At 43.9% G+C, this 20,763-nt stretch carries 21 protein-coding genes; 4 read left to right on the forward strand and 17 right to left on the reverse strand.

Annotation, left to right across the window (positions count from 1 at the left end; translation table 11 throughout):
• Positions 1-6 precede the first annotated feature (6 nt).
• From I872_RS07745 to I872_RS07765, 5 genes are all read right to left on the reverse strand, one after another.
• Complete coding sequence (locus I872_RS07745) at positions 7-2,298, reverse strand: T7SS effector LXG polymorphic toxin (RefSeq protein WP_015605575.1); 2,292 nt, start codon at positions 2,296-2,298, stop codon at positions 7-9.
• On the reverse strand, positions 2,291-3,010 hold the full coding sequence (locus I872_RS07750) for a DUF4176 domain-containing protein (protein ID WP_015605576.1): 720 nt from the start codon (positions 3,008-3,010) through the stop codon (positions 2,291-2,293). Before I872_RS07750 ends, I872_RS07745 begins: the two co-directional genes overlap by 8 nt.
• Positions 3,010-3,309, reverse strand: a complete 300-nt coding sequence (locus I872_RS07755) for a hypothetical protein (protein WP_015605577.1) — start codon at positions 3,307-3,309, stop codon at positions 3,010-3,012. The genes I872_RS07750 and I872_RS07755 overlap by 1 nt, the downstream gene beginning before the upstream one ends.
• An 11-nt stretch (positions 3,310-3,320) precedes the next feature.
• Positions 3,321-3,749, reverse strand: a complete 429-nt coding sequence (locus tag I872_RS07760) for a hypothetical protein (RefSeq protein ID WP_015605578.1) — start codon at positions 3,747-3,749, stop codon at positions 3,321-3,323.
• A gap of 65 nt (positions 3,750-3,814) precedes the next feature.
• Positions 3,815-5,428 (reverse strand): ribonuclease Y, encoded by a 1,614-nt coding sequence (locus I872_RS07765; protein ID WP_015605579.1) that lies wholly within the window; start codon positions 5,426-5,428, stop codon positions 3,815-3,817.
• A gap of 275 nt (positions 5,429-5,703) precedes the next feature.
• Here I872_RS07765 and I872_RS07770 point away from each other — a divergent pair, with 275 nt between their 5' ends.
• A complete protein-coding gene (locus tag I872_RS07770; RefSeq protein WP_005590897.1) occupies positions 5,704-6,186 on the forward strand; it encodes an S-ribosylhomocysteine lyase in 483 nt (160 codons plus the stop codon).
• Positions 6,187-6,281: 95 nt separating this feature from the next.
• On the opposite strand, the gene I872_RS07775 is transcribed toward I872_RS07770, so the two are convergent.
• The 6 genes from I872_RS07775 to I872_RS07800 form a co-directional block, all read right to left on the reverse strand.
• On the reverse strand, positions 6,282-6,971 hold the full coding sequence (locus tag I872_RS07775) for a response regulator transcription factor (RefSeq protein WP_015605580.1): 690 nt from the start codon (positions 6,969-6,971) through the stop codon (positions 6,282-6,284).
• A gap of 9 nt (positions 6,972-6,980) precedes the next feature.
• The gene (gndA, locus tag I872_RS07780) at positions 6,981-8,405 is read right to left on the reverse strand and encodes an NADP-dependent phosphogluconate dehydrogenase (protein WP_015605581.1); all 1,425 of its coding nucleotides are present in this window, start codon (positions 8,403-8,405) and stop codon (positions 6,981-6,983) included.
• Between the two features lie 162 nt (positions 8,406-8,567).
• Positions 8,568-10,031, reverse strand: a complete 1,464-nt coding sequence (locus I872_RS07785) for a flotillin family protein (RefSeq protein WP_015605582.1) — start codon at positions 10,029-10,031, stop codon at positions 8,568-8,570.
• Between the two features lie 180 nt (positions 10,032-10,211).
• Positions 10,212-10,895 (reverse strand): Bax inhibitor-1/YccA family protein, encoded by a 684-nt coding sequence (locus I872_RS07790; RefSeq protein ID WP_015605583.1) that lies wholly within the window; start codon positions 10,893-10,895, stop codon positions 10,212-10,214.
• 19 nt (positions 10,896-10,914) lie between these two features.
• Positions 10,915-11,406 (reverse strand): HDIG domain-containing metalloprotein, encoded by a 492-nt coding sequence (locus I872_RS07795; protein ID WP_041826827.1) that lies wholly within the window; start codon positions 11,404-11,406, stop codon positions 10,915-10,917.
• A 44-nt stretch (positions 11,407-11,450) separates the two neighbouring features.
• Positions 11,451-12,191, reverse strand: coding sequence for a TrmH family RNA methyltransferase (locus tag I872_RS07800; protein WP_015605585.1), 741 nt, complete (start codon positions 12,189-12,191; stop codon positions 11,451-11,453).
• Positions 12,192-12,332: 141 nt separating this feature from the next.
• Between I872_RS07800 and I872_RS07805 the strand changes: the two genes are divergently transcribed.
• Both I872_RS07805 and yidC read left to right on the forward strand, forming a co-directional pair.
• A complete protein-coding gene (locus I872_RS07805) occupies positions 12,333-12,611 on the forward strand; it encodes an acylphosphatase (protein WP_015605586.1) in 279 nt (92 codons plus the stop codon).
• 80 nt (positions 12,612-12,691) lie between these two features.
• Positions 12,692-13,612, forward strand: a complete 921-nt coding sequence (yidC, locus tag I872_RS07810) for a membrane protein insertase YidC (protein WP_015605587.1) — start codon at positions 12,692-12,694, stop codon at positions 13,610-13,612.
• A 263-nt stretch (positions 13,613-13,875) separates the two neighbouring features.
• On the opposite strand, the gene I872_RS07815 is transcribed toward yidC, so the two are convergent.
• A complete protein-coding gene (locus I872_RS07815) occupies positions 13,876-14,811 on the reverse strand; it encodes a dihydroorotate oxidase (protein ID WP_015605588.1) in 936 nt (311 codons plus the stop codon).
• Between the two features lie 221 nt (positions 14,812-15,032).
• On the opposite strand from I872_RS07815, the gene gdhA reads away from it, so the two are divergent.
• The gene (gene gdhA / locus I872_RS07820; protein WP_015605589.1) at positions 15,033-16,379 is read left to right on the forward strand and encodes an NADP-specific glutamate dehydrogenase; all 1,347 of its coding nucleotides are present in this window, start codon (positions 15,033-15,035) and stop codon (positions 16,377-16,379) included.
• A gap of 70 nt (positions 16,380-16,449) precedes the next feature.
• Here the strand turns inward: gdhA and I872_RS07825 are convergent, their stop codons facing one another.
• The 5 genes from I872_RS07825 to I872_RS07845 form a co-directional block, all read right to left on the reverse strand.
• Positions 16,450-17,082, reverse strand: coding sequence for a M15 family metallopeptidase (locus I872_RS07825; RefSeq protein ID WP_373279006.1), 633 nt, complete (start codon positions 17,080-17,082; stop codon positions 16,450-16,452).
• Between the two features lie 104 nt (positions 17,083-17,186).
• Positions 17,187-17,876, reverse strand: a complete 690-nt coding sequence (locus I872_RS07830) for a histidine phosphatase family protein (RefSeq protein ID WP_015605591.1) — start codon at positions 17,874-17,876, stop codon at positions 17,187-17,189.
• Positions 17,877-17,992: 116 nt separating this feature from the next.
• Complete coding sequence (locus tag I872_RS07835) at positions 17,993-18,685, reverse strand: histidine phosphatase family protein (RefSeq protein ID WP_015605592.1); 693 nt, start codon at positions 18,683-18,685, stop codon at positions 17,993-17,995.
• A 265-nt stretch (positions 18,686-18,950) separates the two neighbouring features.
• Complete coding sequence (locus I872_RS07840) at positions 18,951-20,288, reverse strand: PFL family protein (RefSeq protein WP_015605593.1); 1,338 nt, start codon at positions 20,286-20,288, stop codon at positions 18,951-18,953.
• 11 nt (positions 20,289-20,299) lie between these two features.
• Positions 20,300-20,566 carry an ACT domain-containing protein gene (locus tag I872_RS07845; protein ID WP_005590918.1) on the reverse strand — a complete coding sequence of 89 codons (267 nt, stop codon included), beginning with the start codon at positions 20,564-20,566 and terminating at the stop codon, positions 20,300-20,302.
• Positions 20,567-20,763 lie beyond the last annotated feature (197 nt).

Raw genomic sequence — 20,763 nt, forward strand, 5'->3', positions numbered from 1 at the left:
CTTCCCTCACTTCAATTTCTTAGCCATTTCATCTAATTGATTGACAATAATATGTCCATCTTGCTTAATATTAAACAGATGGCTTTGAAAATCGCCAAATTCCATGGCATCCTGAATAGCCGCAATACGCTCTTCTCCAACAGCATTTTCCAATCTTCTATCAATCCATCGTTCATTCATCTGTTTCCCATCTTTAGTTTTCCCAAGCTTAGCCGTATTATACTTAGCCTCTGAAATGATGTATGGTGGGTGGCCATTAGGATTGTAGTAAACACCATCAATCCCCTGATGACCAGCATCATCCAAGCCTGTTACCATGTCCCTGCTGATACGCTCATAACCAAACTGACGATAGTACTCATCCTGAACCATTTCTCCAAAGTTACCTTTCTTCAAACTTGAAGAAAGCGCCTCTTCGCCATAGCGGACTTTTAATATCTCTGCTTGTTGTTTAGCTATCTCTTCTATCGTATGTACTTCAGAAGTTACTGGAACATTATTCTTCAACATTTTCTGATGGAGGTCATCCAAATGGCTTTCCCACTTGTGGCCCTCCCAATGGACTTCAGGATGAGCTTGTGTACCGGTTTCCTTGCTGAACTCTCGGCCGACCTTCTGGCCGCTCTGCTCGCTTGCATCGCCATAAAGATCCCGAAGTATACTCTGATACTCCGCACTCTCACCCGTACTCTGGTAAAGTCGAGCGGTATGCTTGCCAATGTCATCTCCTTTGCGGAAATCATCCAATCCCGCAAAGGAGAACTTCTTGTAACTCAAGTCATCCCATAGATTCCCCAAACGACTTCTAAAGAAGTCCTTGGTCGCACCGTAGCTCTCCCGTGCTAGTCTGCTCAGATAGTTGTCAGACAACATCGTACGAGCTTGTTTTATATAAGATAAGCCCTTTTCAATCTTGGGCACCTGTGACAATCGGCTAATCAGCTTGCTCTTGCCGGCTATCTTGGCTAACTTAGCCGGACCAATAAATGAAACGATTTCACTGATGATTTCACCTGCAGCCTGTCCACTTTCATAACCCGAAAACTGTCCAGCTAGTTCGATTTTATCACGAATCGGTTGCTGTTTCAAATCTTTGGCATGACGGATATCATGTAGAATCGACCCCATGAGACTGCCATCACGAGTACTGTCGTCTAAGGCATTAATCAAATCATTCACATCTGGAATCATTGTGGCTAATCCATAAGCAGTCCCAAGCGTATTTAGTAAGACTTCACCAAGAGCATTCTTCCCACCTTCTAGATCATCCTTCATCCACTGCGGAGTCTCTTTCCCCATGAGAGAATTATAACCAAACGTCAGACCTTCGTGGGTGTATTGGGCAAGATTAATACCAAATTCTACAGTTCCAAATATTACATCACCTAAAAAGCCAAAGGCTGCATCCCCAAAACCTTTGATGTAGGCCCAGTTCGGATCATCCTTCATCCATTCAGTCATTCCGTCTAAACTATCAGAGAAGCCCTTACGCCAATCTCGAAACATGGCCTGAATTGGATGGTGAAGACGCCAATCCTTTTCTATCCTCTCCAATTCCTTGTCTTCCAATTCCTTGGCTTTTTGTGCCTCTAGCTCGGCTTTCTGGACACTCTCATCTATCTGATCATCTATCTCCTTGACCTTATCCGCCATGGGGGAAAGATTGTTCACTACTTGGCTGATAATAGGATCGCTATAGTCTAGCCCATTTGTCTGCTGCAGTTGACCCAGCAATTCTTGCAGATATTGGAGGCTGGTCTCCGTTGCCAATGCGGTGCCTTGGCCATCCCAGGTTGAGACTTTTTCTATCGTAGTCGTTATCACTTCCTTAGCATTCGAGAGATTACCTCCAAAATACTCATAGTTCCGAGCATCACTGGTTACAGAGATCAAATCACTGACACTATCTGTCGCGCTATTGATTGTTTTCCGAATTTGGTCAATCTCACCTTTTAGCGTATCAAAATAGTCTCCTGTAGTCTTCAAAATACCTTGATTCAGTACAGCAGTACTCGACTTCTCACCAGTCGCTGATTGAAAGCTCTCCACTTCCTTAGCAAAGTCACTTTGCAGACTGTATAGAAGATCCTTTAGCTGCATTAGCAACATATTATGCGAACTATTAATCTCGCCTGCGATTGCTTGCCCCACATTACCATACATGGAATTAGAAGTGATCACAGAATTATAAGAGCTTTTAGCAGCTTCTAAACTACTAATTATTTTTTTAGATTGCGATTGGATTTCCTTAAAAACATCGTATAGTTCTGCTATATCAACATGAAATTCATCACTCATCTAATCCCTCCTTCTCTACTAACTTCTCATTCAAAAAGGCTAAATAAGCCAACTGATCTACCCTAGTCATAAAGGCGGTTGACAACTGGTGGCTTTTGATATAAGTCTGGCGAATGACTTCTTCTGAAATTCTTTCCTCCCATTCATTTTCATAGCCAAAATGAACAACATTCTTAATCATCATGTTGCTAACAAATACAGGCGGAAAAGCAGCAACTTCACCAAATGGCCATACTCGACCAAAATAATCGATCACATAAGGGTCAAAACCTTCTGCTAACGGTGCCTTGCGTCCAGTCAGCATGACCAACGCTCCTGGCTCCTCAGAAAACATTTCCTTAAGCTCACTGTTCAGCAAATCCAAATCAAGCTCAACAACTGAACCAATCGGATAAATCTTTCCAAAATAGACATCTAGAATAGCCAAAAATAGAAAAAATGAATCTTCCGACCACACCTGCTCTTCTCCGTTAAAAGAGAAGGTAATCTGACCGTTCTGAGTACGGGTAAAAAGAATAGTCGTTCCAAGCAAAGAATTGTATTCGTACTGAGATCCTTTCAGCTTGATTAACTTGTATAATTCTCTCATCAAAGGGGGCCGTGCTCCCAGAAAATCTCCGAATTTGATAATAGTATCTGTTATTTCGAAATCAGTATCCGGCCACGTAGACAAGACTGTGCGAAAGTCCTCCAACTCTTGAGTATCTGCCATTAGTTAAACCTCACATAATTCTTATTCTTATCAATTTGACTAGCATAGACAGCATCATCCTCAATGATTTTCTCACCCATCTTAGCCATCATATCTGCCCTTGCTTCTCCATACGTTTTATAAGCAGTCAAGGCTGAGTTCCAAGTATCTTGAATTGTATTAAATTTTTTAAAACGAGAAAGAGTTGTCGAGCTAACTTCTTTTTTTGACAAAGCTACTAGCCCATGAACACTTTTCTTAGCATTACTGACAACACTAGACCATTCTTCGGGTTGTACACCTACTTTATCTTGAGACATGTTTCCTCCTTTTATTGAATGGAATTCCACCAAGACTGAGCTTGATCCCAAAAACTCTGTGCCGCTCCCAATAAATCTAATTGAGAAGCTTTCAATTTCACTAATTCACCATTAATGTTTTTCAAGGTATCCTGATAATTGTTTTCCATATCAGTCAGATTTGTAATTCCACGCTCGAAATGAAATTTACATTCTTTTTTCAAATCTCCTTTCCAATTACCAGCAGGAGACATATCTCCTGCAGATCCATTGAAAAGACTTTCTGCACCATCAATTTTTCCATTTAGTAGAACGAGCTGTTCGTCTAAAATTTTCTTTGCAGCCTCTAATCGCTCTATTTTTGCGCCTACATTATCTGCTTCTTGCTTTTTTTGATCTCCGCTTAATTGGCAATTTCTCGCATTTTGGGCATATAAATCATTGTCGATAATTTCTACCATTACGTCTCCTTTCTTTATTCGTTTCATCAGCTTTTCAAAAAAGACTAGGACAAGGTCCTAGTACTTTATTTAGCATAATCAACTGCTCGCATTTCGCGAATGACTGTGACCTTGATATTTCCTGGATATTCCAAGTTGTTTTCAATCTTTTCACGCACGTCATGCGCCAAGATTGTAATCTTATCATCCTTGATTTTCTCTGGACTGACCATGATTCGGATTTCACGACCTGCTTGAAGGGCAAAGCTTGTCTTAACTCCTTCAAAGCTGTTCGCAATTTCTTCCAAATCATGCAATCGCTTGATGTAGCTTTCCAGCGACTCACTACGAGCTCCTGGACGAGCTGCGCTCAAGGCATCCGCTGCTGCAACGATGACTGCAATGACGCTCTCAGCTTCTACATCACCGTGGTGGCTAGCAATGGTATTGATAACAACTGGATGTTCCTTATACTTACGAGCCAACTCTGTTCCGATTTCCACGTGGCTACCTTCTACTTCTCGGTCGATAGCCTTGCCAATATCATGGAGGAAACCAGCACGGCGAGCCAAGTTCGCATTTTCACCCAACTCTCCAGCGATAACTCCAGCCAATTTGGCAACCTCAATCGAGTGGCGGAGAACATTTTGCCCGTAGGAAGTACGGAACTGCAAGCGACCCATGATTTTCATCAAATCAGGATGCAAGTTTGGTGCTCCGATTTCATAGGCTGCGGCTTCACCATACTCTCGAATACGGTTATCAATCTCTAAGCGATTCTTTTCGACCAATTCCTCGATACGAGCCGGATGAATCCGACCATCCTTGAGAAGAGCTTCCATAGTCATCCGAGCAATCTCACGGCGAACTGGATCGAAACCTGAAAGAGTAACCACTTCAGGCGTATCATCAATGATAACATCAATCCCTGTCAAGCTTTCAAAGGTTCGAATATTGCGACCTTCACGTCCGATAATCCGTCCCTTCATACTGTCATCAGGAAGATGAACCGTTGAATTGGTCTGTTCAGCCACATAGTCACCAGCAATCCGCTGCATAGCTTGAACCAAGATATCCTTGGCCACCTTGTCCGAACGCTCTTTGATATCCTGCTCCGCTTCCCGAATACGGGTCGCGATTTCCTTGGACAGCTTATCCTCGGTCTTGGTCAAGATAATCTCACGCGCTTCCGTCTGAGTCAAGGACGCTACCCGCTCAAGCTCAGCTTCTTTTTGCTGCTCTAGCTCAGCTACTTGTGCTTCACGCGCATCAATGTGTTTAGCTTTATCAGTAAGACTTTGTTCTTTGTGCTCCAAAGTCTTTTCCTTGTTGGTTAAATTGTCATCTTTGCGGTCAAGACTACTTGCACGCTCTGTTAAGCGGCTTTCAATTTGTTTTAACTCTTGACGCTCAGACTTAAATTCTGCATCAACCTCTTCACGATATTTTCTGGCTTCTTCTTTTGCCTCCAAAAGTGCTTCTTTTTTAAGCGAACTGGTTTCGCGCATCGCTTCTTTGACAATCAAATCCGCTTCGCGTTCTGCCTGACCGCGTAAATTGGTTGCTTCTTGTTCAGCATTTAAAAGAGTAAGTTCCGCGGCCTCTTTAGATGCTTTCATCTTAACCGCAATCCCTACATACCCAATCACTAAACCAAAGATGGCAGCAAAAACAAAAGCAGCTATCGTATATAAGCCCATGTTTTTACTCCAAATCTATTTAATTATTGAATTCAAAATTCCTTTTTATTCTATCATAAATAGCAGAAATTCACAAATCAATTTTTTGAAAAAGAAGCCTGATTTTTGCCTATTATTGGGCGAAAAGGCTCTAAATCAAAGAATTTAATATATAAATTTTTTATTTCCTAACTCTTATTTTTTTATGCTATAATCAAAAGGAAGTGTTTGAAATGTCGCTTTTGAAATCTGATCTCATTTTCAGGTTCCAATTTTAAAATTTTAAAGGAGAAATCATGTCTAAAGAAGTTATCGTTGAAAGTTTTGAGCTTGACCATACAATCGTAAAAGCACCCTATGTTCGCCTCATCGGCGAAGAAACTGGCCCTAAAGGAGATATTATCTCTAACTTTGATATTCGTTTGGTGCAGCCAAATGAAGACTCTATTCCGACGGCTGGCCTGCATACCATCGAGCATTTGCTGGCTATGCTGATTCGCAAGCGGATTGACGGCATGATTGACTGCTCGCCTTTTGGTTGCCGCACTGGCTTTCATATGATTATGTGGGGACAACACTCAGCGACTGAAATTGCCCAAGTCATCAAATCTTGCTTAGAAGAAATCGCTGAGACAACTACTTGGGAGGATGTCCCTGGCACTACTATCGAATCCTGTGGCAATTACAAGGATCATAGCCTTTTTTCTGCCAAAGAATGGGCGAAACTCATTCTCAGCCAAGGGATCTCTGACAATGCTTTCGAGCGCCATGTCCTCTAAGCAGAGGGATTTTAATCTTCTAGGATTTTATTATTTGCGCTAAAAATGAAAAAATCAACCCGCCCTTCTGGAAACAGAGGGCGGGTTTGTTCTTATTATTCCTGCATAGCATAGCCAATGCCACGGACAGTTTTGATATAGCTAGTCTGACCAGCAATATCAATCTTACTACGTAGATAGCGAATATAGACATCGACTACGTTGGTCTCAGTGGCGCCTTCATACTTCCAGACACGTTCCAGAAGCTGCTCGCGGCTCATGACCTTTTGGTTGCTCATCAGCGTCACCAGCAGATCATATTCCCGTCGTGTCAAGGCAATCACTTCCTCTCCACGATAGACGATATGATTTTTCAAATCAACTCGTAGATTGCGGTAAGCAGTCGGTGTTTTCAGCTTGCTACAATGCTGGTCGATAAAGTCCCGACCTCGAAAAATATCGGAGACTTTCTCAACCAAATCACTGATAATAAAAGGCTTTATGGTATAGGAGACTGCAAAGCGCTGAATCTCATCTACATGTTCTTTGATTTCTTCACGGCTAGCTAAGACGATAATAACCGAAGCCGGTTTGAGCAAGCTCAGTTGCTTGGCAAACTCACTAGCAGTCATATCCTGCAAGTCATAATTAAGCAAGAGCAGATCGTAGTCATTTTCTCTGGCCAACGCCAAACCTTGACTTCCTGTCTCAACTACATCCAGAAGATAAGCTTCCTTTTGCAGTTCCAAAGTCACAAATCGTGCAAGATTCTTTTCATTTTCTACTAATAAAATTCGCTTTGCCATAGGCCTATCCTATTTTTCGTCATACCAAGAGTAGTGGAAGGTTCCTTCTTTGTCTTTACGTTGGTAAGTATGGGCACCAAAGTAGTCACGTTGCGCTTGGATCAAGTTAGCTGGAAGGTCCGCTGAACGGTAGCTGTCAAAGTAAGTAATGGCAGCTGAGAAGGTTGGTACTGGTACACCTGCTTGAACAGCAAGAGCTACGATATCACGCACTGCTTGTTGGTACTTAGCAGTAACATCCAAGAAATATTCATCCAAGAGAAGGTTAGCAAGGTCTGCATCACGATTGTAAGCATCTGTGATCTTTTGCAAGAAACGTGAACGGATGATACAGCCATCACGCCAGATAGATGCGATGTCCGCAAATGGCAAGTTCCAGTTATTTTCTTTAGAAGCTACACGCAATTGAGCAAAACCTTGTGCGTAAGAAATAATTTTTGAGAAGTACAGGGCTTGACGGATCTTTTCGATCAACTCAGCCTTGTCTCCTTCAAACTTGAAGGCAGCTGGTTTTGGAAGCACCTTGCTAGCGTGTACACGCTCTTCTTTGTAAGTAGAGATATAGCGTGCAAATACTGACTCAGTGATGAGTGACAATGGCACACCAAGGTCAAGTGCTGATTGGCTAGTCCATTTACCAGTTCCCTTGTTACCTGCAGCGTCAAGGATGTAGTCTACGATTGGGCCGTCTTGACCTTCATCGTCCTTGCGACTCAAGATATCAGCTGTGATTTGGATCAAGTAGCTATCAAGCTCACCCTTATTCCACTCAGTGAAGATTTCAGCCATGTCTTCTGCAGAAAGACCGAGCAAGTGTTGCATGAGGTCATAGCTTTCTGCAATCAATTGCATATCACCGTACTCGATACCGTTGTGGACCATCTTCACATAGTGACCAGCTCCGTCAGGACCGATGTAAGTCACACATGGTTTGCCATCTTCTGGTGCTTTGGCTGAGATTTCTTCGAGAACATCAGCAACCAATTCGTAGGCTTCTTTTTGTCCACCAGGCATGATAGAAGGACCTTCAAGGGCACCTTTTTCACCACCAGAAACACCAGTACCGATAAAGTTGATGCCTGAATTTGCCAATTCTTCATTACGACGGATCGTATCTTTGTAGAAAGTGTTTCCGCCGTCAATCAAGATATCGCCCTTATCAAGATGTGGAAGAAGGGCTTGGATAGTAGCATCTGTACCAGGTCCAGCTTGAACCATGAGCATGATACGGCGAGGTTTTTCGATAGATTGCACGAAAGACTCTACATCGTAGCTAGGCACGAATTTCTTTTCAGGGTGACAAGCGATTACATCTTCCGTTTTATTTGCTGAACGGTTATAGATGGCAACAGTATAGCCACGAGATTCAATATTGAGAGCCAAGTTACGACCCATCACGGCCATACCGACAACACCAAAGTTTGCTTTAGTCATTTTCTACTCCTATAGTCATAGTTGTTTAATTTGTTATATTTTAACATTTTTACAAGGTAATGAAAAGTATTTAGCTGATTGAAATGCTTTTCTGGGGGAAGACAGACAAACAGCCAGAAGTTCCAACTCCCAGCTGTTTGTATATCTTAGACACATTTAGATTTATTTCTCATCAACTTCGATGACTGCTTGCTCATCTTGTTTGAGCTTGTTGACAGTCATATTGACACCAAGTGCTCCAGCTAACAGTTGACGGATATCAAATCCTGCCCCTTGGGAAACTTGGTCAATGCTCTGCATGATGTCACCAACCATTTTAGAAGCATTGCCTTCACCATACATGGTAATCTTGTCTACCTTGGTCAATGGCTCTGCTACCGCACGAGCGATTTCTGGCAGTTTATCGACAATCATTTCCGTAATCGCAGCTTCCTGCATCTTCTTCATGGCTTCGGCTTTCTTGTCCAAACCTTCTGCTTCCGCTTCTAGTTTAAGACGAATGGCTTCCGCCTCCGCACGTCCCTTAGCTTCAATAGCTTCAGCTTCTTGCAGTTGCGCAAATTTTTCAGCCTCAGCTTGAGCCTTACGTGCTTCCGCTTCTTTCTGCGTTTCAAAGAGTTCTGCTTCGGCCTGACGTTGACGTTCAATCAATTGTGCTTCTGCAGCCTGTTGACGGGCATATTTTTCAGCTTCGGCTTGCTTGCGGATATTGGCATCCAATTCCTGCTCACGAACCTTAACTTCCCGTTCTTTGACTTCCGCTTCTTTTTCCTGTTTCATGATGTTGGCTTCTGCGGCCACACGTTCTTGTTCACGACGCTGGATTTCTGCCTCAATCCCTTTAGCCGCGTCCGCTTTAGCTTGCGCAATATCTGCTTCCTGCTTGAGGGCAGCTTGTTTCAGTTTGAGTTCATTTTGCTTTTGAGCAATTTCCAAATCAGCAGCCACGCGCTTGTCGTTAGCCAACTTGTCCTGCTCAGCTTCAACTTCCTTACGCTCACGTTCAGCCTTAGCCTTGGCAATCAGGGCGTCTTTCTTGATCGTTTCGACATTTTCAATACCGAGGTTGTCAATAACGCCACCTTCGTCAGAGAAGGATTGAACGGTAAAGGCAATGACTTCCAGACCCATCTTAGCCAAATCTGGCGCTACGTTATCTTGCACTTTAGAGGCAAATTCCTGACGGTCATTGACCATCTTGCGCAGTTCCATCTGGCCGATTACCTCACGAAGGTTCCCTTCTAGGACATCTTGGACAGAGTTGGAAATATCTGTTGTATTCCAATTAAGGAAGTTTTCTGCCGCACGCTCAATCATTTCATCCGTAGTACCAATCTTCAACTTAACAGCTGCATCAGCACGAACGTTGATAAAGTCAAGTGTTGGTACAGACTCAGAAGTACGGACGTCGGTAGAAAACTGCTCAATATCCAGATAAGAGCGTTGCTCTACAAAAGGAATCATGAAGCCAGCCTTACCTCGCAAATGGCGTTGCTTACGCAGACCAGTAATAACGACTACTTCATTTGGCTTAGCATTGACATACCCCTTAGCCAAAAGAATAATAAGCACGATGGCTGCAACGATTGCAAAAATCAACCAGCCTGGGATAAATAACATATCCATAGAAACTTCCTTTCTTTTTCCAGAGCAATAGACGAAGGCATTGCCCAAATATATTTTTAGTTAGTATATCAAAAAATTAACAGTTTGCAAAACTTTTACTGCTAATCCTATTCAACTTCCAAAATCCCCTTCAAACAAAAAGATAGCTCCCCATTTATCGAGGAAACTATCCATCTTTTATTAGTCGTTTCTTCCAAAGATACGAAGGATGCTGAGGAAGAGGTTGATAAAGTCGAGATAAAGGCTCAAAGCCAGAGAAAGGGCCCATCCAAGTCCAGCTTGTCCGCCTGTCTGCTCATAGACATAGCGAATTTTTTGATTATCCCAAGCAATCAAACCAGCGAAAATGACGACGCTGACATAGCTGACAATATAGTCTATCATGTCGCTACCCAGGAAAATATTGACAAAACTCGCGATCACAATCCCAATCAGACCTGCAAACATAGCACGGCCCATACCAGACAAATCTTTTTTGATGACGATGCCCATGGCTGCCATGACAAGGAAAACAGCCGCACTAACTGCAAATGCTTTAAAGACCACACCTCCTGTGTACATGGCCACAATGAAACTCATGGTAAAGCCGTTTAGGGCTGAGTAGCTCAAAAAGAGGGGGAGGGCAGCTGGGCTATTGCGAAGTCCCATACTGGAAGCTGACCAAACCAAGGCCACCTCAAGGAAAATCGCACCGTAGTATATCCAGCGGTAATGGAGCAGAATATCTACTAGAGCTGTCTGGAAGGTCGTCAGCATTAAGCCTGAAACCAGAGCAGAGATGGCAATTCCCATCCCAACAAATCCGTAGACCTTAGAATAAAAACTAGAAAGTCCACTGTTTTCTTGAATAATTGTATTGTTCATAATGTCTCCTTTTTACATTTTAACTTTTCATCATCTTTCGATGATACTTTTTACGCCCACTCAGCTTTTGTCGCCAAGGTGCCGTCGCTTCTTTGACTGCCCAATACTTGTCCACCATGGTCACAACGAAGGACTCCTTGTAGCGTGGCGGTGCCAAGGTAGCTCCCCACATATGCTTGATGATAATATCTTCCTCAACTCGATTGAGCTTGGTAATCTTACGGGCATTTCGGACTGCTAGGCGGGGATGTACCCAAGCATGACTCTTTTTAAACTTGGTTTCGCGCCAGTCATAATAAAATAGATCATGCAGAAGAGCACCTCGTGCCGTACTACGGGCATTCCAGCCAAATTTTTTAGCAATTTTATAACTAGTATAACTGACATTGATTGAATGTTCAAGCCGATTGGAATGAATATGATGGGTAATCCCTTTTAAGCGTTGGACGCTGGGCTTTTCAATCAAATGCCCCACATAGGCCATAAATTCATCATCTTCTCTGTAAGGTATGTCATCACCTCCATTTAGTTTTATTATAGAGAAATTTCTAAAAGTTAGCTTAAAGCAAACATCAGGATGCCGGCTGCCACAGCTACGTTCAGACTTTCAGCCTGACCCTTCATGGAAATATGAACCAAAACATCAGCCGCATCCGTCATTTCTTGGCTGATTCCCTGACCTTCATTGCCCATAACTAGGAGGAAATTCTCATTTTTTTCGACTTTTTGATAATCAAGGGAATCCTCTGATAAAGTCGAAGCCAGAATTTGTAAATCATTCTGACGAGCCAGAGTCAGCATATCCTCTCTGCTCACGCGATAAATGGGCAGATGAAAATGGCTGCCCTGCATAGAACGCAAGGTTTTGAGATTGTAAACGTCAGCGGAGTGGCTAGAAATGAAAACTCCCTGATAACCTGCCGCATCCGCTGTTCGGATGATGGTCCCGACATTGCCAGGATCCTGGACATCCTCTAAAAAGAGGTAGGCGCCTTCCAGCTTTTCTGGAATATTCTGCTCATCAAAGGCCAATTCTGCGACGATTCCCTGAGGGGTCTTGCTATCTGCCAAATCACTGAGAATCTCTGGACTAACAAAAATTGTCTGGGAAAATGCTGACAAACGCTCTTCGTACTCCGCTAAAGCAAAAATTCGAAGAATCCTCGCCTGACTGGCCAGAGCCTCCTCAAAAAGATGCCAGCCCTCAATCAAATAAGACTCGCTACGATATTTTTTTTGATGTAGCTTTTTAGCTTTTTTCACCACATTATTGGCTTTTGAGGTTATAATATTCATAAATACATTATAACACAATTTAGCAGTTTTGAACTCATCCTCTAGACTTATCCTCAGAGAAAATCTTGTCTCCAGCAAGCAGCTGCTCTTTGCGCTCTGGGCTGAGAAGCGAGTTTCAAACCGCTACAAAAGGAGGTAACTATGCAAAAAGTAAGAATGATTGCGCAAGGACGAGTCCAAGGCGTCGGCTTTCGTTGGGGCGTTTACTCCCTCGCTTTGCAAATCGGCGGGATTACCGGTCGTGTCTGGAATAACGACGACGGTACAGTCGAAATTTTGGCTCAAGCTGAAAGCTCTGCCCTTATGGCCAAGTTCATTCAAGAAATCCGCAAGGGTCCAACTCCTTTTTCAAAAGTCAGCTATTTAGATGTCACCATGGCCAATTTTGATGCCTATACCGACTTTAAAATTGCAAATTAGGTCTGCAGAACTATTGTATATTTCCTTAAAAAACAGTAGAATAGATAGGTATTATTTTTAGAAACAAAGGAAATGAACTCGTGAAAACATTTAAACGTATTTTATTCTCTGGAATGAGCTTGTCCCTCCTTCTATTATTGACAGGGTGTGTCGGACGAGACAAGGCTGGCAATCCTTCTGGCCCCATTTGGGACGTGCTTGGTCGGCCTATGGCAGATAGCATCCAATTCTTTGCTAAGAATTCAGGTCTCGGTTACGGTCTAGCGATTATTATCGTTACCCTCATCGTGCGGCTGATCATTTTCCCACTGGGAATCTATCAGTCTTGGAAGGCTACTCTTCAGTCAGAAAAGATGAACTACTTCAAGCCCATCTTTGCCCCTATCCAAGAACGGATCAATAATGCCGAAACTCAAGAAGAGAAGCTAGAAGCCCAGCAAGAACTTATGGCTGCTCAAAGAGAAAATGGTCTGAGTATGTTTGGCGGTATCGGATGCCTCCCTCTACTCATTCAAATGCCTTTCTTCTCAGCTCTCTTCTTCGCTGCCCAATACACAAACGGCGTAGCCAGCAGTACTTTCCTTGGCATCAATCTTGGAAAACCTAGTCTGGCCTTGACTCTCATTGTCGGTGTACTCTACTACATCCAGTCACTTCTCTCCCTACATGGGATCGAAGATGAGACCCAAAAAGCGCAGATGAAGAGTGCAACTTACATGAGCCCGATTATGATTGTTGTCTTCTCCTTCATGTCACCAGCAGCCGTAACCCTCTACTGGGTAGTCGGTGGTTTCATCCAAATTATCCAACAATTCATCATTAACTACTTGCTTCGTCCGCGGATTAGAAAACAAGTAGCTGAAGAATATGAAAAGAATCCTCCGAAAGCCATGAGCAATGCAGGCCGCATCAAGGATGTCACGCCAAAAGCGAGCCAAGCAATCTCTCAAAACAATAAAAAGAAAAAGAATCGCAACGCTGGTAAACAACGTTCTAGATAAATAAACTATCCATGTCCCTCCAAGATTTCCTATCTAATCTTGGAGGGCTTTTTCTATTCCCCCTAACAATACTAAAAGAGTGTGGGACAGAAATCGGTAATTCGTTAGAATTCGATTTCGTCGTCCCACCTCCGCACAGTTGAGTAGGGCTGTAAAAGCTGATGAAATCAGCCTAGTAGAGCCCACTCAACCACTGCGTCTTGCTCGACAATCCAAAGACAATTGAGAGGCTAGGACTTTTGTCCCAGCCTCGTCTTAAACTTTTAATCAATATACTTCAATTTTCCTCGGAAATCTTCCAGACTTTCATAGCCTTTTTCTTCCATAATCGCCTTGAGTTCGGTAGTGATACGCTCGAAAGCTGCCACACCTTCTTTATGAAGGGTTGTTCCTACTTGCACCATGCTGGCACCACAGAGGATATGCTCAAAGGCATCACGCCCCGTCAGAACACCACCTGTTCCGATGATTTGGATTTCTGGTTTCAGGCGTTGGTAAAAGGCATGGACATTAGCCAGAGCCGTCGGCTTAATGTACTGACCACCGATACCGCCAAAGCCATTTTTGGGACGAATGACCACTGACTCATCTTCTATATAAAGACCATTCCCGATCGAGTTGACACAATTGACAAACTTGAGCGGATATTTGTTGAAAATCGCGGCAGCCTGATCAAAATGTACAATATCAAAGTAAGGGGGCAGCTTGATTCCCAATGGCTTAGTGAAATAAGCAAAAACCTCTGACAAAATCTTTTCCGTCGTTTCAAAGTCATAAGCAATCTGTGGCTTACCTGGAACATTTGGACAAGAAAGATTGAGCTCGGTAATTCCCTTAAAATCACTCTCTTGGACTTTTTTCAAGATGTTATGTGTTTCCTCTGGTGACATACCGACCAAAGAAAGGAAGAAGGTGCGATTTGGTTCGCTTTCTTGCAGCTCTAGCAAGTAGTCAAGATAATAATCTAAACCATTATTGGGCAGGCCCATGGAGTTAATAGAGCCCAGCGGCACATCCTGATAGCGTGGCTCTGGGTTTCCCTGACGAAATTCCAGCGTCGCCGTCTTAGTCACAAACGTTCCTGCAGCAGAATCTTTGACTTCCGCCAGTTCCTCTTTTGTCATGCAGGCAACACCAGCTGCATTCATCAGGCAGTTGCCAAATTCAAAACCCGCAATTTTTGTCTTGGTTGTCGTCATTATCTTGACCTCATATTCCTTATTTTCTTCTATTATAGCATTAAAGTTCTTCCTATAAAAATTTATCCCATTTTCCAATAAAAGGTTCGGTATTTGCACCTAGAATCTTCAAAAAAGATATTATGGAAATTTTCAGAAAATTCAACTTTTTTCTTTACAAGTAGAAAAATCTCTGCTATAATTGACCCCGTAAGAAAACAATCTTTCTAAGGAGAAACATCATGACAACTGCTAAACAATATATCCAAAGCACTTTTGAAGCTGTAAAAGCCCGCAACGGACACGAAGCAGAATTCCTCCAAGCTGTTGAAGAGTTTTTCAGCACGCTAGAGCCAGTCTTTGAAAAACACCCAGAATACATCGAAGAAAACATCTTAGCTCGTATCACTGAGCCTGAGCGCGTAATTTCTTTCCGTGTGCCTTGGGTTGACCGTGAGGGGAAAATCCAAGTCAACCGTGGTTACCGCGTACAATTTAACTCAGCAGTTGGTCCTTATAAGGGCGGACTTCGTTTCCACCCAACTGTAAATCAAGGGATTTTGAAATTCCTCGGATTTGAACAAATTTTTAAAAATGTCTTGACTGGCCTACCAATCGGCGGAGGTAAGGGTGGTTCTGACTTTGATCCGAAAGGTAAAACCGACGCAGAAGTCATGCGTTTCTGCCAAAGCTTCATGACCGAATTGCAAAAATACATCGGCCCTTCACTTGACGTTCCAGCTGGTGATATCGGTGTTGGCGGACGTGAAATTGGCTACCTCTACGGTCAATACAAACGTCTTAACCAATTCGACGCTGGTGTCTTGACTGGTAAACCTCTTGGATTCGGTGGTAGCTTGATTCGCCCAGAAGCTACTGGCTACGGTTTAGTTTACTATACCGAAGAAATGCTCAAAGCTAACGGAAACAGCTTTGCTGGTAAAAAAGTAGTCATTTCAGGTTCTGGTAACGTAGCCCAATACGCTCTGCAAAAAGCTACTGAGCTGGGAGCAACTGTTATCTCTGTGTCTGACTCAAATGGTTATGTTATTGATGAAAATGGTATCGACTTCGACCTGCTAGCAGATGTGAAGAATAATCGTCGCGCTCGCTTGACAGAATACGCTGCTGAGAAAGCAACTGCTAGTTACCATGAAGGCTCTGTCTGGACTTACGCTGGAAACTATGACATTGCTCTCCCATGTGCGACTCAAAACGAAATAAACGGTGAAGCTGCCAAACGTTTGGTTGCCCAAGGGGTTATCTGCGTCTCTGAAGGAGCTAACATGCCTAGCGACCTTGATGCCATTAAAGTCTACAAAGAAAACGGTCTTCTTTACGGACCTGCTAAAGCTGCCAATGCTGGTGGTGTGGCAGTATCTGCCCTTGAAATGAGTCAAAACAGCCTTCGCCTGTCATGGACTCGTGAAGAAGTTGATGGCCGTCTCAAAGACATCATGACCAATATCTTCAACACAGCTAAAACAACCGCTGAAACTTATGGACTTGGTACTGATTATCTTGCCGGTGCCAATATTGCTGCCTTTGAAAATGTAGCCAACGCTATGATTGCCCAAGGTGTGGTTTAACATATAAAATTAAAAATCAGCTTGCTCACTTGAGCAGCTGATTTTTTGTCTATCAATGGATTGTAACGATTTACCGATCCGACTCTTTCAAAAGGGCCAGATATTCCTCTAAAACTAGATGATGTTTTTGCATATATTGGGCCGATTCTAGGCCGACATAACGATAGTGCCAATTTTCAAAATCCACGCCAGTAATATCGCTTTTCCCTTCAGGATAGCGCAGAATAAAGCCGTATTTAGGAGCAATTTCTGCAATCTTATGGGCTACTTCATCATTCTGACCTTCTGACTCGCTCATATCAATCGCCAAGCCTGTCTGATGCTCGCTGGCACCTGGTAGCTGGATCCGTTTTTGCACTTCTTGCTCTGCTTCTTGCCGAGACAAGCCTTCTTCTTCGGCCAAGGCTAGCGCTTCTTCATAGAGCTCTGTCTGATCTGCTCGGCTACGATAGCCCGAAATCAAGGTTTCTCCCGGCGCAATGGCCCGAGCCGCAGCTAAAAATTGTCTGGTGTTTTCAGCAATCCGTCTATCTACCTCAATATCATCAATTTGGCTCAACCTAGGATGAGATTCTTCCTGTAAACGACTACGATTGACCAAAATCAATTCCCAATCATCAACTGACACCTTGGGTAAGTCAGAAATCTGGACTCCAAAACCATGATTAATAAAAGTTGGCAAGTCTTCATCCATATCTTGCACTCGTAATAGAGCAAAAAACAAGCTAATGGCAATTCCTAGAAATAAGAGCCTATTTATCAGTCGAAATAGTGAGAGTTTTCTCCTTCTTTCGCGGCGACGTCTTTTCAAGCCTTGTCCTCCAGCTCTTTCGCTCCAACTTCACGATAGGACATATCGCCGATAGAAACGACTGAAAATTGACCATCTTCATAATCTACGATTGTCACACTACCATTGCCTAGACCGTGAGGTTGCATGCGATTAATCAGGTAGACAAAAGTTCCAATGGTCATGCCATGACTAACCACCAAGGCATTGCCACCACCCGCAGCCTCCAGCTCCTCAGCAATCTCTGAGAAGCCTTGCCAAATTCGGCTACTGAGTTTTTCCCAATTCTCAGCCCAGCCAGCCGTATCGACTTCCACCAAACCTTCTGCCAATTCAGCATAGCTTAGTTGATGGACATGGTTGATATTAAAGACTCTAGGCATGACTCCCATAAAGAGCTCGCCATCATAGCCACCATCAAAGCTGCCAAAACACCACTCTCGAATGCGCTTGTCAAACCGGTAAGGAATCTTTCCCGTCAAGCCCAACTCTTCCAGAATAATTCCCATGGTCTGAATGGTCCGACCCGAATCACTAGATCTGGCAATCTTAAAGTCAATTCCTGCTTGTCGCAGGCCAATCCCTAATTCATGGATGCCACGTTCACCTTCTGCTGTCAATGGACTATCGCTCCAGCCCTGAGCTCGCCCGATTGTATTAAACATCGTTTTGCCGTGACGGATTAGGTATAATCTTGTTTTTGCCATACACTTCCCCCCTTATTCTCCTACATTATATCACTTTTCTGAAAAAAAGCGGTCTATAAGATAGCAAGAAAACAGCGCAACAATCCTTCATCATTGCCCTGCTTTCTTTTAACGATTTATCTAGCGTCCAAAATTTTAGCACCAACCTTACGGTAAGACACATCTCCCAAAATATGAATCGTAAATTGTCCCTTTTCATATTCGACGACTGTCACACTGCCGTTGTCAACCTCAGGATTTTTGCTAATGGATTTGTCCAGCAGATAGGCAAAAGTCCCGATGGTCATACTATGGCTGACAACTAAAGCATTGCCTCCACCAGCGGCCTCCACTTCTTGGGCAATAGCTGTAAATCCAGCTAAAATCCGCCCGCTCAGTTGCTCCCAGGGCTCAGCCCAACCAGCCGTATCCACTTCAACCAAGCCATCTGCCAATTCTGGGAAAGTCAGCTCTTTATAATTATCAGTGTCACGCACCCTTGGAATCACTCCGCGGAAAAGATCGCCACCATAAGCCCCGTCAAAGCTCCCGAAGCACCACTCTCGGATGCGCTTGTCAAACTTATAAGGAATCTTCCCGACCAAATCCAGCTCTTCTAGGATAATCCCCATGGTCTGAATGGTTCGACCAGAGTCGCTTGAGAAAGCCTTGGTAAATTCCAAGCCAGACTCTCTTAGCCCAATCCCTAGCTCACGGATACCACGTTCGCCTTCTTCAGTTAAGGGAGTGTCCGACCAGCCCTGAGCTCGACCAATGGTGTTAAACATAGTCTTACCATGTCGGATGATGTATAATTTTGTTTTTGCCATGAATGTCTCCTTTTCTCATCAAGGCCACCCATCTAAGAGTGGCTTATTTGTCTCGCACTTGACTGAGCAAGACAGAGGGATAGAGAGTGGGACAGAAGTCGGTAATTCGTTAGAATTCGATTTCGTCGTCCCACCTCCGCACAGTTGAGTAGGGCTGTAAAAGCTGATGAAATCAGCCTAGTAGAGCTCACTCAACCACTGCGTCTTGCTCGACAATCCAAAGACTATTGAGAGGCTAGGACTTTTGTCCCAGCCTCCTATTTACTTAGTTTTTAAAACTATGAATCGGTGCTGGAATCTGACCACCCCGCGCAATAAAGGCAGCTGACGAAGCCTGATTGACCTTCATGACCGGAGCTGTTCCCAAGAGCCCGCCAAATTCAATCATATCACCTTCCTTGCCCTTCGGAATAATCCGCACAGCTGTCGTCTTTTGATTGATAACACCAATCGCCGCTTCATCCGCAATCATGGCTGCGATGGTCTCAGCAGGCGTTGCCTCTGGAATGGCAATCATATCTAAACCTACCGAGCAGATAGCTGTCATAGCTTCTAGCTTTTCTAAATTGAGCGAGCCATTTTGCACAGCCGCAATCATGCCCTCATCTTCTGACACAGGAATGAAAGCACCAGATAGGCCGCCAACCTGATTGCAGGCCATGACACCGCCTTTTTTGACTTGGTCATTGAGCAGGGCAAGCGCCGCTGTCGTGCCATGAGTGCCAACTGTTTCCAAGCCCATTTCTTCCAAGACGCGAGCCACTGAGTCCCCGACTGCTGGTGTTGGAGCCAGACTCAAGTCAACAATCCCGAACTTGACGCCCAGACGCTCGCTGGCCATCTGACCGACCAACTGACCGATACGGGTGATTTTGAAGGCTGTTTTCTTGACCGTTTCAGCCACCACGTCAAAGCTCTCACCACGGACCTTTTCCAAAGCCCGCTTGACAACACCCGGCCCAGAAACACCAACATTGATGACCACATCTGCTTCACCGACACCATGAAAAGCGCCCGCCATGAAAGGATTGTCCTCTACCGCATTGGCAAAGACGACCAGCTTGGCCGCCCCCATGTCAGAAAGCTGGGCGGTTTCCTTGATAATCCGTCCCATATCCGCAACTGCCGTCATATTGATGCCAGTCTTGGTTGAGCCGATATTGACAGAGGAGCAGACCTTGTCCGTCTCCGCCAAAGCTCGCGGAATGGAATTAATGAGGATTTCATCCCCTTTTTGATAGCCCTTTTGAACCAAGGCAGAGAAACCACCGATAAAGTCAACACCGATTTCCTTGGCTGCCCGATCCAGAGCATGAGCCAGAGGCAGATAGTCCCTAGCATCCGTAGCTGCCCCAATCAGGGAAATCGGAGTCACGGAGACCCGCTTGTTGACGATAGGAATCCCCAGCTCAGCTGCAATCTCATTTCCGACTGCCACCAAATCTTTAGCCTTAGTCGTGATTTTTTGGTAAATCTTGTCCGCCGCCCGATCAATATCTGTATCGATACAGTCTAAGAGCGAAATGCCCATGGTGATAGTCCGAATATCAAAATTCTGCTCCTCAATCATGGCAATGGTTTCTGTAACTTGTCTAATATCCATGCGCCCTCTCCTTAGATATTGTACATAGCGTCAAAAATCGCTGCACTTTGAATATTGATTTTGACATTGAGGGTCTGACCAAAGGCCTCAAATTCACTACGAAGCGCAGCAAAATCCTGCTTTTCGTCGCTAGACACGACAGCCATCATGGTAAAAAACTCATCCAAAACCGTTTGAGAAATATCGTCAATATTGAGCCCCAGCTCGGCAATTTTACTAGCTACACCAGCCACAATCCCTGCCTTATCTTTTCCAACAACCGTAATAATCGCTTTCATCGTTTGCTCCAATCATCTTTATTGCTAATATTGTAGCATAAACGCTTGGTTTTTGCATGAATTTGCAGAAATCCAAGCTGCGAATCTTGCAAGCCATTTTTAAAAAATAATTGATTCAAATATTGGCAACATCCCACTAAAAATGGCTCTCTCGATATCAGGTTCAGATGCTCTTCAGAAATTACACACATCTCTCT

The sequence above is a fragment of the Streptococcus cristatus AS 1.3089 genome (assembly GCF_000385925.1).
In the GTDB taxonomy this organism is placed as follows: domain Bacteria; phylum Bacillota; class Bacilli; order Lactobacillales; family Streptococcaceae; genus Streptococcus; species Streptococcus cristatus_B.

Bases quoted from the DNA above. Each gene is read 5' to 3' on its own strand.
- I872_RS07745 (WP_015605575.1), bottom strand. From the start codon at position 2,298: ATGAGTGATGAATTTCATGTTGATATAGCAGAACTATACGATGTTTTT.
- I872_RS07750 (WP_015605576.1), bottom strand. From the start codon at position 3,010: ATGGCAGATACTCAAGAGTTGGAGGACTTTCGCACAGTCTTGTCTACG.
- I872_RS07755 (WP_015605577.1), bottom strand. From the start codon at position 3,309: ATGTCTCAAGATAAAGTAGGTGTACAACCCGAAGAATGGTCTAGTGTT.
- I872_RS07760 (WP_015605578.1), bottom strand. From the start codon at position 3,749: ATGGTAGAAATTATCGACAATGATTTATATGCCCAAAATGCGAGAAAT.
- I872_RS07765 (WP_015605579.1), bottom strand. From the start codon at position 5,428: ATGGGCTTATATACGATAGCTGCTTTTGTTTTTGCTGCCATCTTTGGT.
- I872_RS07770 (WP_005590897.1), top strand. From the start codon at position 5,704: ATGTCTAAAGAAGTTATCGTTGAAAGTTTTGAGCTTGACCATACAATC.
- I872_RS07775 (WP_015605580.1), bottom strand. From the start codon at position 6,971: ATGGCAAAGCGAATTTTATTAGTAGAAAATGAAAAGAATCTTGCACGA.
- gndA (WP_015605581.1), bottom strand. From the start codon at position 8,405: ATGACTAAAGCAAACTTTGGTGTTGTCGGTATGGCCGTGATGGGTCGT.
- I872_RS07785 (WP_015605582.1), bottom strand. From the start codon at position 10,031: ATGGATATGTTATTTATCCCAGGCTGGTTGATTTTTGCAATCGTTGCA.
- I872_RS07790 (WP_015605583.1), bottom strand. From the start codon at position 10,895: ATGAACAATACAATTATTCAAGAAAACAGTGGACTTTCTAGTTTTTAT.
- I872_RS07800 (WP_015605585.1), bottom strand. From the start codon at position 12,191: ATGAATATTATAACCTCAAAAGCCAATAATGTGGTGAAAAAAGCTAAA.
- I872_RS07805 (WP_015605586.1), top strand. From the start codon at position 12,333: ATGCAAAAAGTAAGAATGATTGCGCAAGGACGAGTCCAAGGCGTCGGC.
- I872_RS07815 (WP_015605588.1), bottom strand. From the start codon at position 14,811: ATGACGACAACCAAGACAAAAATTGCGGGTTTTGAATTTGGCAACTGC.
- gdhA (WP_015605589.1), top strand. From the start codon at position 15,033: ATGACAACTGCTAAACAATATATCCAAAGCACTTTTGAAGCTGTAAAA.
- I872_RS07830 (WP_015605591.1), bottom strand. From the start codon at position 17,876: ATGGCAAAAACAAGATTATACCTAATCCGTCACGGCAAAACGATGTTT.
- I872_RS07835 (WP_015605592.1), bottom strand. From the start codon at position 18,685: ATGGCAAAAACAAAATTATACATCATCCGACATGGTAAGACTATGTTT.
- I872_RS07840 (WP_015605593.1), bottom strand. From the start codon at position 20,288: ATGGATATTAGACAAGTTACAGAAACCATTGCCATGATTGAGGAGCAG.
- I872_RS07845 (WP_005590918.1), bottom strand. From the start codon at position 20,566: ATGAAAGCGATTATTACGGTTGTTGGAAAAGATAAGGCAGGGATTGTG.